General features: G+C 51.3%; 15 protein-coding genes. 6 read left to right on the top strand and 9 right to left on the bottom strand.

Features of this window, described 5'->3' with window-relative positions; all coding sequences use genetic code 11:
- Positions 1 to 10: 10 nt before the first annotated feature.
- Positions 11 to 802 (bottom strand): transcriptional regulator NanR, encoded by a 792-nt coding sequence (nanR, locus tag E4Z61_RS19425; protein WP_135324145.1) that lies wholly within the window; start codon positions 800 to 802, stop codon positions 11 to 13.
- Positions 803 to 1,162: 360 nt separating this feature from the next.
- Between nanR and dcuC the strand changes: the two genes are divergently transcribed.
- Positions 1,163 to 2,530 (top strand): anaerobic C4-dicarboxylate transporter DcuC, encoded by a 1,368-nt coding sequence (gene dcuC, locus E4Z61_RS19420; RefSeq protein ID WP_135324144.1) that lies wholly within the window; start codon positions 1,163 to 1,165, stop codon positions 2,528 to 2,530.
- Positions 2,531 to 2,576: 46 nt separating this feature from the next.
- On the opposite strand, the gene sspB is transcribed toward dcuC, so the two are convergent.
- The 5 genes from sspB to zapE form a co-directional block, all read right to left on the bottom strand.
- Positions 2,577 to 3,080, bottom strand: a complete 504-nt coding sequence (gene sspB / locus E4Z61_RS19415; RefSeq protein WP_135324143.1) for a ClpXP protease specificity-enhancing factor — start codon at positions 3,078 to 3,080, stop codon at positions 2,577 to 2,579.
- A 5-nt stretch (positions 3,081 to 3,085) separates the two neighbouring features.
- On the bottom strand, positions 3,086 to 3,724 hold the full coding sequence (sspA, locus tag E4Z61_RS19410; RefSeq protein ID WP_135324142.1) for a stringent starvation protein SspA: 639 nt from the start codon (positions 3,722 to 3,724) through the stop codon (positions 3,086 to 3,088).
- A 316-nt stretch (positions 3,725 to 4,040) separates the two neighbouring features.
- Positions 4,041 to 4,433, bottom strand: a complete 393-nt coding sequence (gene rpsI / locus E4Z61_RS19405; RefSeq protein WP_062774136.1) for a 30S ribosomal protein S9 — start codon at positions 4,431 to 4,433, stop codon at positions 4,041 to 4,043.
- 15 nt (positions 4,434 to 4,448) lie between these two features.
- The gene (rplM, locus tag E4Z61_RS19400; RefSeq protein WP_052284015.1) at positions 4,449 to 4,877 is read right to left on the bottom strand and encodes a 50S ribosomal protein L13; all 429 of its coding nucleotides are present in this window, start codon (positions 4,875 to 4,877) and stop codon (positions 4,449 to 4,451) included.
- A 218-nt stretch (positions 4,878 to 5,095) separates the two neighbouring features.
- Positions 5,096 to 6,223 (bottom strand): cell division protein ZapE, encoded by a 1,128-nt coding sequence (gene zapE, locus E4Z61_RS19395; RefSeq protein ID WP_135324141.1) that lies wholly within the window; start codon positions 6,221 to 6,223, stop codon positions 5,096 to 5,098.
- 192 nt (positions 6,224 to 6,415) lie between these two features.
- On the opposite strand from zapE, the gene zapG reads away from it, so the two are divergent.
- The 3 genes from zapG to degS all read left to right on the top strand — a co-directional run bounded on the left by zapG (position 6,416) and on the right by degS (position 9,508).
- A complete protein-coding gene (gene zapG, locus E4Z61_RS19390) occupies positions 6,416 to 6,814 on the top strand; it encodes a Z-ring associated protein ZapG (protein ID WP_135324140.1) in 399 nt (132 codons plus the stop codon).
- A gap of 168 nt (positions 6,815 to 6,982) precedes the next feature.
- Positions 6,983 to 8,350, top strand: a complete 1,368-nt coding sequence (degQ, locus tag E4Z61_RS19385) for a serine endoprotease DegQ (protein ID WP_135324139.1) — start codon at positions 6,983 to 6,985, stop codon at positions 8,348 to 8,350.
- A 90-nt stretch (positions 8,351 to 8,440) separates the two neighbouring features.
- Positions 8,441 to 9,508 carry an outer membrane-stress sensor serine endopeptidase DegS gene (degS, locus tag E4Z61_RS19380; protein ID WP_135324138.1) on the top strand — a complete coding sequence of 356 codons (1,068 nt, stop codon included), beginning with the start codon at positions 8,441 to 8,443 and terminating at the stop codon, positions 9,506 to 9,508.
- Positions 9,509 to 9,585: 77 nt separating this feature from the next.
- On the opposite strand, the gene mdh is transcribed toward degS, so the two are convergent.
- Positions 9,586 to 10,521, bottom strand: a complete 936-nt coding sequence (gene mdh, locus E4Z61_RS19375) for a malate dehydrogenase (RefSeq protein WP_135324137.1) — start codon at positions 10,519 to 10,521, stop codon at positions 9,586 to 9,588.
- Positions 10,522 to 10,957: 436 nt separating this feature from the next.
- Between mdh and argR the strand changes: the two genes are divergently transcribed.
- Together argR and yhcN are read left to right on the top strand one after the other, a co-directional pair.
- On the top strand, positions 10,958 to 11,428 hold the full coding sequence (argR, locus tag E4Z61_RS19370) for a transcriptional regulator ArgR (RefSeq protein ID WP_096755477.1): 471 nt from the start codon (positions 10,958 to 10,960) through the stop codon (positions 11,426 to 11,428).
- Positions 11,429 to 11,804: 376 nt separating this feature from the next.
- Positions 11,805 to 12,071, top strand: coding sequence for a peroxide/acid stress response protein YhcN (gene yhcN, locus E4Z61_RS19365; protein ID WP_135324136.1), 267 nt, complete (start codon positions 11,805 to 11,807; stop codon positions 12,069 to 12,071).
- Between the two features lie 57 nt (positions 12,072 to 12,128).
- Here yhcN and E4Z61_RS19360 read toward each other — a convergent pair whose 3' ends face one another.
- A complete protein-coding gene (locus E4Z61_RS19360) occupies positions 12,129 to 12,407 on the bottom strand; it encodes a barstar family protein (RefSeq protein ID WP_135324135.1) in 279 nt (92 codons plus the stop codon).
- Between the two features lie 118 nt (positions 12,408 to 12,525).
- Positions 12,526 to 14,493, bottom strand: coding sequence for a p-hydroxybenzoic acid efflux pump subunit AaeB (gene aaeB, locus E4Z61_RS19355; protein WP_135324134.1), 1,968 nt, complete (start codon positions 14,491 to 14,493; stop codon positions 12,526 to 12,528).
- Positions 14,494 to 14,497 lie beyond the last annotated feature (4 nt).

The raw sequence follows: 14,497 nt of genomic DNA, 5'->3' as shown, positions 1-14,497 counted from the left end.
TATGCGTGGATCACTTACGGGATTTTTTTGCTTTGCCGAAGGCATGCCAGGTGGCTGAAACGCTGTTGAGGTGGGTTTGTAGCGCACGGTCAGCTTCGTCCGGGTCGCGGGCGCGGATGGCGTCAACGATGGCGATATGTTCCTGATAGCTCACGTTGTTGTGCTGATGCAGTTCTTGATCCGAGACTTTCGGGCGCGCGGCAATAAGCCAGTCGAGCAGCGCGACGTGGATCGCCATAAAGATCGGGTTGCCGGGGATCTCCGCCAGCACGCGGTGAAAGTCGACGTCCGAGCGAATAAACTGCGCGTTGTCATCCAGCGACTGGCTGTTAATCTCCAGGGCCTTGGCCAACCTGTCGATTTGCTCATCAGTGGCATGCTCGGCGGCGTAACGCACCAGGCTTGATTCAAAAAAGAGACGTAACTGTTCGAAGTGCGCGATGCCGCCAGGATGAGAGAGAAAATCTTTCGCCATTCCCGAGAGTTCACTAATGATGGTGTCCGCAGACGGACGCGAGACGCGCGCGCGTTCACCGTTGTTGATTTGCACCAGGCCTTTACGTTTCAACGCCGCAAGGGCTTCCCGTACTGAAGGCCGACCGACGTTAAAGAAGGCCATCAATTCCCGCTCTGACGGCAACTGTTCCCCCTCGCCAAATTCCCGGCGACGAATCATCTGTTCCAGTTCTTCTTCAACCATTTCAGAGAGTTTTTTACGCGCCAGCGGGCGGTTACGTAAACTACGGCCAATGGTGGATGGAGAGTCTTCAGCTTGCGAATCAAATGCGTTCATAGGGTCCATTCAGCTAAGTCGTGGTGAAAAACAACAGCAGGTTCATCGTAACACAGGATCGAAAGCAGGGTGAAATGGAGGTCTAATCGGGTCAACTGACTTATTGAGAATATATAAAATACAAATATCATTTTGTTCACAAATAATCTGATTAATTTTAATTAACTGGCATTACATCGCGTTTATGAAACCTGCGAATATGATCGTGATAAATTATCATAAGCCACTATTTTAAAAAGAAAAATAATTTATCCTCGATTTTAAAAATACGATATTCACTCCATAAAAAACGTTTAAAAAAATATAACATCCGATTTTATTACAACGCTATTACCGGATTTATCTTCTTTCCTTGCATGGAGTGAACAAATGTTCGGCATCATTCTTTCTGTCATCGTTTTATTAACGATGGGTTATCTGATCCTCAAAAACTACAAACCCCAGGTGGTACTGGCGGCAGCCGGGATCTTCTTAATGATTTGTGGCGTCTGGCTAGGGTACGGTGCGCTGGTTACGCCCGAGAAAAGCAGCGGCTATCTGCTGGTCGATATTTATAACGAGATTCTGCGCATGCTCTCAAACCGCGCCGCAGGACTGGGATTGTCGATCATGGCCGTCGGTGGATATGCCCGCTATATGGACAGGATGGGGGCTAGTCGGGCGATGGTGAGTCTGTTGAGCCGCCCGCTAAAGCTTATCCGCTCACCGTATATCGTACTTGCCGCCACCTATGTGATCGGTCAGATCATGGCACAGTTCATTACCAGCGCCTCTGGGTTAGGTATGTTGCTGATGGTCACCCTTTTCCCTACGCTTGTCAGCCTTGGCGTAAGCCGTTTATCTGCAGTCGCAGTCATTGCCACTTCAATGTCGATTGAATGGGGCATTCTGGAAACCAACTCGATTTTTGCTGCGCAGGTGGCAGGAATGAAAATCGCTACCTACTTCTTCCACTACCAGTTACCTGTGGCCTCCTGCGTTATTATCGCCGTCGCTATTGCGCATTTTTTTGTGCAGCGCCAGTTTGATAAAAAAGCAGCACCGGAAAGCATCGGCTTTGCCGAACAAAAAGTGCTGGAAGATGTTCCACCACTCTATTACGCCATTTTACCGGTGATGCCACTGATCCTGATGCTAGGCTCGCTGTTCCTTGCGCATACGGGATTAATGAAAGCAGAGCTAAATCTGGTTGTGGTGATGCTGATGAGCATGACAGTAACTATGCTTGTCGAATTCTTTCGTACGCACAATCTGCGCGAAACCATGGATGATGTGCAGGCGTTTTTTGACGGTATGGGTACGCAGTTTGCCAACGTTGTCACGCTGGTAGTCGCCGGTGAGATCTTTGCCAAAGGCTTAACCACTATCGGCACCGTCGATGCGGTAATTAAGGGTGCGGAGCATTCCGGGCTTGGTGGCATCGGCGTGATGATCATCATGGCGGTAGTCATTGCAGCCTGCGCAATTGTGATGGGCTCCGGCAATGCGCCGTTTATGTCGTTCGCCAGTCTGATCCCTGATATCGCTGCGGGCCTGCATATTCCGGCGGTGGTAATGATTATGCCAATGCACTTTGCTACCACGCTGGCCCGCGCAGTTTCACCGATCACCGCAGTCATTGTAGTGACCGCAGGCATTGCTGGCGTGTCGCCTTTTGAGGTGGTTAAACGCACGGCAATCCCAATGGCGGTAGGCTTTGTAGTGAATATGATAGCCACGATCGTGCTGTTTTATTGATACCTGCCGCAGAAAGTAAAACAGGCCCGAAAGGGCCTGTTTGATTTTACTTCACTACGCGTAGCGCTGGACGCCCACCACGTGGAGGTGGCGGCGTGTCATCCGGATCGTTGTCGTCACCGTGATCGGGCTTATCACCATCAATGACGGACATAACCGTTTCACTTTCAGAGCCGGGCGCGTCGTTGTCGTCATCATTTAAGCTGGCGACATCTTCGTCGTAGGCGGCTTCTGGCTCGAACATCGTACCTGCGCCGTTTTCACGGGCATAGATGGCCAGGACAGCAGCCAGCGGCACGGAAACCTGGCGTGGAATACCGCCAAAGCGCGCGTTAAAACGCACTTCGTCGTTAGCCAGCTCCAGGTTACCCACTGCGCGCGGAGCAATATTCAGAACAATTTGCCCGTCACGCGCATATTCCATAGGAACCTGCACGTCCGGAAGCGTCACATCCACCACCAAGTGCGGCGTGAGCTGGTTGTCTAACAACCACTCATAGAATGCGCGCAGCAAATACGGACGGCGCGGTGATAGCTGTGGCAAATCCATACAGATTAACCCCGGCCCAGACGCATTTCACGTTCAGGCTCAGTCAAAGAAGCCAGGAAAGAATCACGTTCAAAAACGCGGGTCATATAGCCTTTCAGCTCTTTCGAGCCTGCACCGCTGAATTCAATACCCAGCTGCGGTAAACGCCACAGCAGCGGTGCCAGATAGCAGTCTACCAGGCTGAACTCATCGCTCAGGAAATACGGTTTCTGACCAAATACTGGCGCAATCGCCAGCAGCTCTTCACGTAGTCGCTTGCGAGCGACGTCAGCTTCAGAAGCAGAACCGTTTACGATGACGTTCATCAGCGTATACCAGTCTTTTTCAATACGCTGCATGTACAGGCGGCTCTCACCACGCGCAACCGGGTAAACCGGCATCAGCGGCGGATGCGGGAAACGCTCATCCAGATATTCCATAATGATGCGAGATTCCCATAGGGTCAGCTCACGATCCACCAGTGTCGGTACGCTCTGATTCGGGTTGAGGTCGATCAGATCCTGAGGTGGATTGTCTTTCTCCACATGCTCAATCTCGAAACTAACACCTTTCTCCGCCAGCACAATGCGGACCTGATGGCTATAGATGTCAGTAGGACCAGAAAACAGCGTCATTACCGAACGTTTGTTGGCAGCGACAGCCATGAAAACCTCCAGGTATATTCAGAATTTTTACTGCTACCAGCCACCAGGTGGCCAGCCAGAAGTGATGTCACCCAGATTCGGAAAAGCCATTGCTGTTCAAAATACAAACAAAAAATGAACAATACCGGACATTTGGGCCGAAAATTGGATGATAGTTTACCAGATTTTGTGACCTTTGTGGTGAGTCGATTCTGGAAATGGGAAAAAAGAGGTGGCAATCAGCAGATTACCGTGCTTATTCGCGGGTAACAATCCATAAAAAAACCCGCCGAGGCGGGTTTTTTCGCAAATTGCAATCTGCCGAAGCAGAATCCAATTAACGCTTGGAGAACTGAGGACGACGACGTGCTTTACGCAGGCCGACTTTCTTACGTTCAACTTCACGAGCATCACGAGTAACGAAGCCTGCTTTACGCAGTTCGCCACGCAGTGACTCGTCATATTCCATCAGTGCGCGGGTGATACCGTGACGGATCGCACCAGCTTGACCAGAAATACCACCACCTTTAACGGTGATGTACAGGTCCAGTTTACCAATCATATCGACCAGTTCCAGCGGCTGACGAACTACCATGCGGGCAGTTTCACGACCGAAGTACTGTTCCAGAGAACGTTGATTGATAACGATTTTACCACTGCCCGGTTTGATGAAAACGCGAGCTGCGGAACTTTTGCGGCGACCAGTGCCGTAGTATTGATTTTCAGCCATTGCCTATAATCCCGATTAGATGTCAAGAACTTGCGGTTGCTGTGCCGCGTGGTTGTGCTCATTGCCCGCGTAAACTTTCAGTTTACGGTACATTGCACGACCCAGCGGGCCTTTTGGCAGCATGCCTTTAACCGCGATTTCAATCACACGCTCAGGATGGCGAGCAATCATCTCTTCAAAGGTCGCTTCTTTAAGACCACCGACGTAGCCAGTGTGACGATAGTACACTTTGTCAGTACGCTTGTTGCCGGTTACAGCAACTTTGTCAGCGTTCAGAACGATGATGTAATCACCGGTATCTACGTGCGGAGTGTATTCCGCTTTGTGCTTACCGCGCAGGCGCAGAGCCAGTTCGGAAGCCAGACGGCCCAGAGTTTTACCGGTCGCGTCAACAACATACCAGTCGCGTTTTACGGTTTCTGGTTTAGCTGTAAAAGTTTTCATTAAAAGCTTACCCAAATAAATTAGTTACACGTTGGTGAACACCCAAACGTTTTGTCAGTTGAGGTTCACACGACATTGTCCAGCAAACCTACCCCTTCGAATAGCCTATGCCGGCACATAGAAAGTTTTGGGAAAAAAACTCTCTCGTAACGTGGGGTCGCAAGATTATAGAGAAGTCAGGGTCAAAGATCGACCCCTTTATGTGATTTGCGGCGGGTTTAACCTGCTAAATGTTCGCGCTTCAGATACTCTTCACTTTGCATCTCCTGCAACCGCGACAAACAGCGCTGGAATTCAAACTTCAGACGCTCTCCCTGGTAGATCTCATATAAAGGAGAGGCCGCACTCACCACCAGCTTGACGTGACGTTCGTAGAACTCATCCACCAGCGCGATAAAGCGCCGTGCTTCGCTCTCCATCAACGACGTCATCACCGGAACATCCGACAGCAGAACCGTGTGAAACAGGCGCGAAAGCGCAATATAGTCATGCTGGCTACGGGCATCGACGCACAGGGTGGTAAACGAGACCGCCAGCGTTTGGTTTTCAACGGCCAGCGTCGGCATCGGGCGATGATTTATCTCAAGCGTCGGCGCATGCTCACTTTTGGTTCCCGCTAACGCCAGCCACAATTTATCCATCTGCTGCTGGGTTTCCTCATTCAACGGCGATAACCATAAATGCGCCTGAGTTAACGTACGCAGACGGTAATCAACCCCGGCATCTACATTCATGATGTCGCAATACTGTTTAATTGCCTCAATCGCAGGAAGAAAACGGGCACGCTGCAAACCGTTGCGGTACAGGTCATCAGGCGGAATATTGGATGTCGCCACCAGCGTAATGCCACGGGCGAACAGCGCTTTCATTAAGCCACCAAGCAGCATCGCATCGGTGATATCAGAGACAAAAAACTCATCGAAACACAGCACGTCGGTTTCTGCCTTAAAGCGGTCGGCAATCACCTCCAGTGGATCGCTTTGGCCTTGCAGGGCGGTCAATTCTTCATGTACGCGCAGCATAAAACGGTGGAAGTGCAAACGCTGTTTACGCGTGCCCGGTAGGCTATGATAGAAAAGATCCATCAGCCAAGTTTTCCCGCGCCCCACGCCGCCCCACATATACAGACCGCGCACTGGCGTGTTTTCTGTCGGTTCACGCTTACCCAGTAATTTACCAAAGCGGGCCATCAGGCCACTTTCCTGAGGAGCAGGACGTGCTGGAGCCGTGAGTTCCTGGAAAATCGTTTCCAGTCTATTCACCGCTTCTTGCTGCACGTTGTCGGGCTGATGACTGCCGTCGTTGAGGGCCTGCAGGTAACGCGATGTCGGGGAAAGGCTTTGCATGATGTTATTGTTATTCCTTGAGAATCGATGTGCCGTCGCTCACGGTTGACGAAAAAAAGGCCGTTCTACACTACGCGATATAAAGTCGGGATTCCACTTCTACGGGATTAGCGGTTATAGTGGCATAATCAGGCGCAGGCATGGAGCCTAAAGCCAACACCCTACGGAAACACAAGACAACGGGAGATGTTCATGACCTGGGAATATGCGCTAATTGGGTTAGTCGTCGGTATCATTATTGGTGCCGTAGCCATGCGTTTTGGTAATAGTAAATTACGCCAACAGCAGGCATTGCAGTACGAACTGGAAAAAAACAAAGCTGAGCTCGAAGAGTACCGTGAAGAGCTGGTAAGCCACTTTGCCCGCAGCGCAGAGCTACTGGATAACATGGCTGACGACTATCGTCAGATCTACCAGCATATGGCGAAGAGTTCCAGCAATCTGCTGCCGGGTATGTCACCGGAATCCAACCCGTTCCGTAATCGCCTGGCAGAGTCAGAAGCTGGCAACGATCAGGCACCGGTTCAGATGCCACGTGACTATTCCGAAGGGGCCTCCGGCCTGCTGCGTAGTGGCGCAAAGCGCGACTAACTGCACATCGTTAAGAAATTTATCGGGCGCAGCAATTGCGCCCTCCGCTTCTCTTCCCGTCCCAGCTATTATTTAGTCGTTAGCCGCATTGTGACCAAACCGAAAATTCAATAACATCAAACTGTTTTGAATCATCTTCCGTTTACTCAAGGTACGAGAGCAGGATCAATGAAAAAACAAACCCAGCTGTTGAGTGCATTAGCGTTAAGTGTCGGGTTAACTCTCTCGGCGCCGTTTCAGGCCATTGCGTCGATACCCGGCCAGGTTCCCGGTCAGGCAGCACTCCCCAGCCTCGCGCCAATGCTGGAGAAAGTGTTACCTGCGGTCGTGAGCGTGAGGGTCGAAGGTACCGCAGCCCAGGGGCAGAAAGTCCCGGAAGAATTCAAAAAGTTTTTTGGCGATGAGCTGCCCGATCAGCCGTCACAACCGTTTGAAGGTCTGGGCTCAGGAGTCATCATCGACGCCGCAAAAGGCTACGTCCTGACCAATAATCACGTCATTAATCAGGCGCAAAAAATCAGTATCCAGCTCAACGACGGTCGCGAGTTTGATGCCAAGCTTATTGGTAGCGACGATCAGAGCGATATCGCCCTGCTGCAAATTCAGCACCCCAGCAACCTGACGCAAATTGCCATCGCCGACTCCGACAAACTCCGCGTGGGTGATTTCGCGGTGGCCGTCGGCAACCCGTTCGGACTGGGGCAAACGGCAACCTCCGGCATCGTATCGGCATTGGGTCGCAGCGGCCTGAACCTGGAAGGCCTGGAAAACTTTATTCAAACCGACGCGTCCATTAACCGGGGTAACTCCGGCGGCGCACTGCTTAACCTGAATGGTGAACTGATCGGTATTAATACCGCCATTCTGGCACCGGGTGGTGGCAGCATCGGCATTGGCTTTGCCATTCCCAGTAACATGGCGCGCACGTTGGCGCAGCAGTTGATGCAGTTTGGTGAAATCAAACGCGGCCTGCTGGGTATTAAAGGAACGGAAATGACCGCCGATATCGCCAAAGCGTTCAAGCTGGATGTGCAACGCGGCGCGTTTGTCAGCGAAGTCCTGCCAAACTCCGGCTCCGCCAAGGCGGGCGTGAAATCCGGTGATGTAATTACCAGCCTCAACGGAAAGCCGCTGAACAGTTTCGCCGAGCTACGTTCGCGTATTGCGACAACCGAGCCGGGCACCAAAGTCAAATTGGGGTTGCTGCGTAACGGTAAGCCGCTGGAAGTAGAAGTCACGCTGGATACCAGCACGTCGTCGTCCGCCAGCGCGGAAATGATTGCACCGGCGTTACAGGGGGCAACGCTTAGCGACGGTCAGTTAAAAGATGGTACGAAAGGCATTAAGATTGATAACGTCGAAAAAAGCAGTCCAGCCGCGCAGGCCGGTCTGCACAAAGATGACGTTATCATCGGCGTGAACCGCGATCGCGTGAACTCCATTGCTGAAATGCGCAAGGTGCTGGAAGCGAAACCGTCGATCATTGCTTTGCAGGTGGTACGCGGTAACGAGAATATTTATCTGCTCCTGCGTTAAGTGGGTATTCCGGACATCAGCCTGCCGTGTGATGTCCGGTAAACTCGTGATATGCTGCTGCCGTTCCCCTTTTTTAATGACGCCGCTATCATGTTTGTGAAGCTTTTACGTTCGGTCGCGATTGGTTTAATCGTCGGCGCCATTCTGCTGGCCGCGATGCCCTCTCTGCGCAAAATTAATACGCTTACAGCACCCCAGTTTGACAGTGCTGATGAAACGCCTGCCACCTATAACCCGGCAGTTCGCCGTGCAGCGCCCGCCGTTGTTAACGTGTATAACCGCAGTATGAACAGCACGACGCATAATCAGCTGGAGATCCGCACGCTCGGCTCGGGCGTTATCATGGATCAGCGCGGCTATATCATCACCAATAAACACGTTATTAATGATGCCGACCAAATCATCGTCGCATTGCAGGATGGTCGCGTATTTGAAGCGTTACTCGTGGGTTCCGATACTTTAACTGACCTTGCGGTGCTGAAAATCAACGCGTCTGGTGGACTGCCAACGATCCCTATCAACAACAAACGAATACCGCACATTGGCGACGTCGTTCTTGCTATCGGTAACCCGTACAACCTTGGGCAAACCATAACCCAGGGGATCATCAGCGCCACCGGTCGTATTGGTCTGAACCCCACGGGGCGGCAAAACTTTCTGCAAACGGATGCCTCTATCAACCACGGCAACTCTGGCGGTGCGCTGATCAATTCGTTGGGTGAGTTGATGGGCATTAACACCCTATCGTTTGATAAGAGCAACGACGGCGAAACACCGGAAGGGATTGGTTTTGCCATTCCTTTCCAGTTGGCGACCAAGATTATGGATAAGCTGATTCGTGATGGCCGCGTCATTCGCGGGTACATCGGGATTAGCGGTCGTGAAATTGCACCACTGCACGCGCAGGGCGGTGGAATGGATCAAATTCAGGGGATTGTGGTTAACGAAGTATCCCCGGATGGCCCGGCGGCACAGGCAGGTATTCAGGTTAACGATCTGATTATCTCGGTCAATAATAAACCAGCCGTCTCTGCGCTGGAAACCATGGACCAGGTGGCGGAAATTCGCCCTGGTTCGGTTATTTCCGTGGTCGTGATGCGCGATGATAAACAGTTAACGTTGCAGGTAACCATTCAGGAATACCCAGCGACGAACTAATGTCGTGAATTTGACGCGCACAAAAAAACCGGAGAATTCATTCTCCGGTTTTTTTACATCAGACCTACGCGAAAGTGTTACTTAACGAACTCTTCGCCAAGCTGAATATCTTTCTTCAGCGTGTCGAGCATGCCTTCCAGCGAGCTCTGTTCAAACGCGCTCAGCTTACCGATAGACTGGCGCTCTTCTACACCGTTTTTGCCCAGCAGCAGCGGCTGAGAGAAGAAGCGAGCATACTGGCCGTCACCTTCAACGTACGCACATTCCACCACGCCTTTTTCGCCGTTCAGGGCACGAACCAGAGACAGACCGAAACGTGCTGCAGCCTGACCCATAGACAGGGTTGCAGAACCGCCACCGGCTTTTGCTTCGACAACTTCAGTACCCGCGTTCTGGATACGTTTGGTCAGTTCAGCGGCTTCCTGTTCGGTGAAGCTTACGCCAGGGATCTGTGACAACAGTGGCAGAATGGTCACGCCAGAGTGTCCACCGATAACCGGAACTTCAACGTCAGTCGGCTGCTTGCCTTTCAGTTCCGCTACAAAGGTGTTGGAGCGGATGATGTCCAGCGTGGTCACGCCAAACAGTTTGTTCTTGTCGTAAACGCCTGCTTTTTTCAGCACTTCTGCAGCGATTGCAACGGTCGTGTTCACCGGGTTGGTGATGATACCGATACACGCTTTCGGGCAGGTGGTAGCAACCTGTTGAACCAGATTCTTCACGATACCCGCGTTGACGTTAAACAGGTCGGAACGGTCCATACCCGGTTTACGCGCGACGCCTGCAGAGATCAGCACCACGTCAGCACCTTCCAGTGCCGGGGTCGCATCTTCGCCGCTGAAGCCTTTGATTTTCACAGCAGTAGGGATATGGCTCAAATCAACGGCCACACCAGGCGTTACTGGAGCGATGTCGTACAGGGAGAGTTCTGAACCTGAAGGCAGTTGGGTTTTTAACAGTAATGCTAGCGCCTGACCGATTCCACCAGCAGCGCCGAGGACTGCAACTTTCATCCTAAACTCCTTATTATATTGATAAGCAAAGTGTCTGTTGCTCCGCGGCGGCGACCATAATTCACAAACTCAATGAATACAACAACCACGCGTCAAGAATGCGTAGTCACGCAAATTTGGCTTTTATGCATTTAATTTACGTAAAATAAAACCTAAGTTACGTAATTCAAAACGACCCGCACAGTAGAGCAACTTTCCAACAGATGCTGACAATATACCTTACTACCCTCTCAAAACAACATCAATTTGATAACAATTGATTTACTTTTAAGCTTATTTGCGCACCGTGACATAGGCATGTTTCTTGATAACGAAATTTGATAAAATTCCGCTCTTTCATAACATTATTTCAGCCTTGAACGAGGCAGACCGTTTGCATAAAAATTCATCTGTATGCACAATAATGTTGTTTCTACCGCCATATTACGGGTGACTTATGCGAAGCTCGGCTAAACAAGAAGAATTAGTAAAGGCGTTTAAAGCGCTACTCAAAGAAGAGAAATTCAGCTCTCAGGGCGAAATCGTCCTCGCATTGCAGGATCAGGGCTTTGATAATATCAACCAGTCCAAGGTTTCACGCATGCTGACCAAGTTTGGCGCCGTGCGTACCCGCAATGCCAAAATGGAAATGGTGTACTGCCTTCCGGCGGAGTTGGGTGTACCAACGACCTCCAGTCCGCTGAAAAATTTAGTGCTGGATATCGACTATAACGATGCGGTCGTGGTCATTCATACCAGTCCAGGCGCCGCACAGCTGATAGCACGTCTGCTGGACTCACTGGGCAAGGCTGAAGGTATCCTCGGCACCATTGCGGGCGACGATACCATCTTCACCACCCCGGCTATGGGTTTTTCAGTAAAAGATCTGTACGAAGCCATTCTGGAACTGTTCGAACAAGAGCTGTGATCCACTTCCCCGCCGCACTGTGTGGCGGGGGAAAACCTTCCTTTCTGACCCCCAGCCTCTATTTTTCACTACCTGGAATTTAACAAATAGTGCGTTTCACTGCCTTTAATCATTCGCGCAGTGAATACCAAACGTAATAAACGCACAAATTGCGAAATTAGTTATCTTTATGAATTTACTGCGTTTTTTAAACAACTAAATTTCAGCTATGCGTTTTTAATTCCACTTAGTTATTAAAACTACAGTTTTTAACACCTAATTACGGAAGAAACAATTAGCGTGGTATTAATTTATCGCGTGATTAGTGTATACTTGATTTTGTGATGAGGGTCACGAAACGAAGACCCCAATAAAAGAATTCGACGAGGTATATATCATGAAAATCAAAACAACTGTTGCAACCTTAAGCCTGCTCTCCGTTCTTTCTTTTGGCGCCAGCGCGGCGGTTAATCAGGTGAACACACAAGAAGCACAGAATCTGCAATCCATGGGTACCATCTCTGTCTCTCAGATTGGTAGTTCACCGATGGATATGCGTCAGGCAATAGTCGCTAAAGCTGAAAAAGCAGGCGCCAGCAGCTACCGCGTGACCGAACTCCGTGAAGGCGCTCACTGGCATGCGACAGCTGAGCTGTACAAATAAACCCTCGTCGTGTGGTCCGAGACGACTTGCCCCCACTGCCGGGGGCTTTTTTATGTCTTACATAGAGTGTCGGACGTTAAAGCGCAATTGCCCTTCCAGCTCCTCTTCTGCTTCATCAAACAGCAAAATCAGCGCGCCGTAGCGTCGGCGTTGTTTGTCCGGTAAATGGACAAACTCAATCTCCAGAGGCAGGGGTAGGACTTCTCCCATCACCACCTCCCACAGCGAATCAAGATCGCTCACCTTTTCCCGAGCCAGGCCGAATGTCCGCGTAAACTCGCGGTAGAAATCACCCTGATCTTCAATCTCATCAAAATCAAATGTATAGATGTTCATCTATAGCTACCATCCCGACGCCAGTCACTCTGCAGACTACCTGTATGCTGGGAACTCCCACACGTCAGGTAAGTATAGCCATAAAAAAACCGACGCTTCTGACGTCGGTTTTTAGTGCTTAGCTACTGGCCAACGCATGCTGGTACTTGTGTAGCATGCCGGTGAGTCGTTTGACCGGTTCCGTCACCTGAGGAGGCGCTTGCCAGAGGTTTAACTTCTCCTGATAGATATCAAGCTCCTCCAGTAGTTGGCTAAAGTAACGTCGGCGTTTGTCGTCGTTTCCTGCGGAAATCACGTGATCGGCGGTGCGTCGTAGCTGGCGGTGAAAGGCGGATAAATCCGCGTTTACCGGTACCGGCGCATCGCGCAGACGCTGGTGTGCGATGATCATCGTCAGCGCCAGGCGGAACTTCGCCAGGTCGCCAGGGAACTTGTTCATCAGTAAAAACAGCTGCTGATACAGCGCCGGAAGATGGTTCTCTTTACGACGCACCACATTGGTGGTCATAGCCGAAACCGCCGCTGACACAAACTGATTGAGCAGCACACGACCGGTTCTGTCGCGCGAGTTATCTCTCACCACCACAATCACGAGAAACGCCAGCACACAGCCAACAATCTGCCCAAGCGCGCTGTCGAGGAACTGGCTAAAGTGGAAGGTCATCGGGTTATCCAGCACGATGATATTTATGGTACTGGCCAGCGCGCCCATCGATCCCAGACGTCGCTTCTGGACTTCGATGCCCAGGAAGAACCCCAGAACCGCCAGACTCAAACACAGTAACAGCATGCTTTGCTGGGTATTGGGGATAATAACCAGAAAATAGAGCGCACCCAGCGGTAACGCCGCCAGCGTGCCGTAGATAAAGTCGATTGCCACCATACGCGGATTGGGTAAGCGCATCGCCAGTGAGGTGACCACCGCAATCATCACCATTGCACCGCTACCCGACGTCCAGCCGGTCCACAGCCAGAACAAAGTCCCCAGCACGCAAGACAACGTAGTGCGCCAGAAGTTGACCATCGCATGATGGCGCTCGGCGGATTCCACTTTTACCACCGGCTCGCCCTGCAGGATCTCTTCTTCTATAGCGCTAATTTTTGTATTGCTAACAACGCCGCGTTTCAATAGCAGGTAGCGAGTCGCCGCACCGGCCCAGGTATAAATCGTGACCGGTGTTTCACGCTCGCCGGTCCAGGCAATCACCCGGCGCATACGCTTCAGTTGTTTATGGACATCCTGCACAGTTTCAACTGGCGTATCGAACAACTCACGAAAAGTATCCGTAATCAGTTCCGGTCGCGTGTTCTGGATAAGATAGGTTTCGCAGGACTGGGTAATCAGCGTGAATGACAGCATATTCAGCGCTTTAAGCCTGCGGTTGGCGCGCACCCAGCGGGAGGATTCCATGTTCAGATTGCTGCGCATCCCCTCCAGCGCCGCCGTTCGACGAACTAAATCGCCCCAGGCTTTGTCCACTTCTTCGCTGTCGCCATGCTTAATACACAACTGCATGAGCCGATACTGCGCCACCAAAAGGCCGTCCAGCTCGACGTCAATTTCCTGTTTCACCGAACGGGGCGAAAAGAGCAGATCCGCAACAATGGCGCAGACAATACCGATCACGATCTCGCTACAGCGTTCGAGGGCAAATTGCGGTGTCAGCAGGGGCTCCGCCTGGATAGTAATGACGATAATCAGCGCCGTATAGCCCGAAAGCCCCCAGGCGTAGGAGTTCTCGATCTTCACCAGCGAAGAGATCCAGGTACAAAAACCGGCCCAGATACAGCACACCAGGATCATCAGCAGCGGCGCACGGATCATACTGATGATAATCACCAGTGCCGCAATACAGCCGATAAACGTTCCGATAATACGCAGCATCCCGCGATAGCGGATCGCACCAGAATACGGTTCTCCACCCGCCGCAAAAGCGGGGCCCGCAGCCACAATCGCCGCAGTCAGTACCGCCCAGCGTGGGGTCTCAAGCTGAAAATGAAAGCCAACGAACAGCGCCAGCACAATGGCGCATGCCAGTTTTAACGCAAAACGGATATGCTGATTGGCAATGGAGAAAATGCCCATCGTG

It is taken from the genome of Citrobacter tructae, from assembly GCF_004684345.1.
GTDB classification, from domain to species: domain Bacteria; phylum Pseudomonadota; class Gammaproteobacteria; order Enterobacterales; family Enterobacteriaceae; genus Citrobacter; species Citrobacter tructae.
Note: the sequence above shows the minus strand (reverse complement) of the source record. Positions and strands in the feature narration are given on the sequence as shown.

Coding starts and splice junctions, on each gene's coding strand:
- yhcN (WP_135324136.1), top strand. CDS start 11,805: ATGAAAATCAAAACAACTGTTGCAACCTTAAGCCTGCTCTCCGTTCTT.
- zapG (WP_135324140.1), top strand. CDS start 6,416: ATGACCTGGGAATATGCGCTAATTGGGTTAGTCGTCGGTATCATTATT.
- mdh (WP_135324137.1), bottom strand. CDS start 10,521: ATGAAAGTTGCAGTCCTCGGCGCTGCTGGTGGAATCGGTCAGGCGCTA.
- E4Z61_RS19360 (WP_135324135.1), bottom strand. CDS start 12,407: ATGAACATCTATACATTTGATTTTGATGAGATTGAAGATCAGGGTGAT.
- sspA (WP_135324142.1), bottom strand. CDS start 3,724: ATGGCTGTCGCTGCCAACAAACGTTCGGTAATGACGCTGTTTTCTGGT.
- degS (WP_135324138.1), top strand. CDS start 8,441: ATGTTTGTGAAGCTTTTACGTTCGGTCGCGATTGGTTTAATCGTCGGC.
- sspB (WP_135324143.1), bottom strand. CDS start 3,080: ATGGATTTGCCACAGCTATCACCGCGCCGTCCGTATTTGCTGCGCGCA.
- argR (WP_096755477.1), top strand. CDS start 10,958: ATGCGAAGCTCGGCTAAACAAGAAGAATTAGTAAAGGCGTTTAAAGCG.
- zapE (WP_135324141.1), bottom strand. CDS start 6,223: ATGCAAAGCCTTTCCCCGACATCGCGTTACCTGCAGGCCCTCAACGAC.
- nanR (WP_135324145.1), bottom strand. CDS start 802: ATGGACCCTATGAACGCATTTGATTCGCAAGCTGAAGACTCTCCATCC.
- aaeB (WP_135324134.1), bottom strand. CDS start 14,493: ATGGGCATTTTCTCCATTGCCAATCAGCATATCCGTTTTGCGTTAAAA.
- degQ (WP_135324139.1), top strand. CDS start 6,983: ATGAAAAAACAAACCCAGCTGTTGAGTGCATTAGCGTTAAGTGTCGGG.
- dcuC (WP_135324144.1), top strand. CDS start 1,163: ATGTTCGGCATCATTCTTTCTGTCATCGTTTTATTAACGATGGGTTAT.
- rplM (WP_052284015.1), bottom strand. CDS start 4,877: ATGAAAACTTTTACAGCTAAACCAGAAACCGTAAAACGCGACTGGTAT.
- rpsI (WP_062774136.1), bottom strand. CDS start 4,433: ATGGCTGAAAATCAATACTACGGCACTGGTCGCCGCAAAAGTTCCGCA.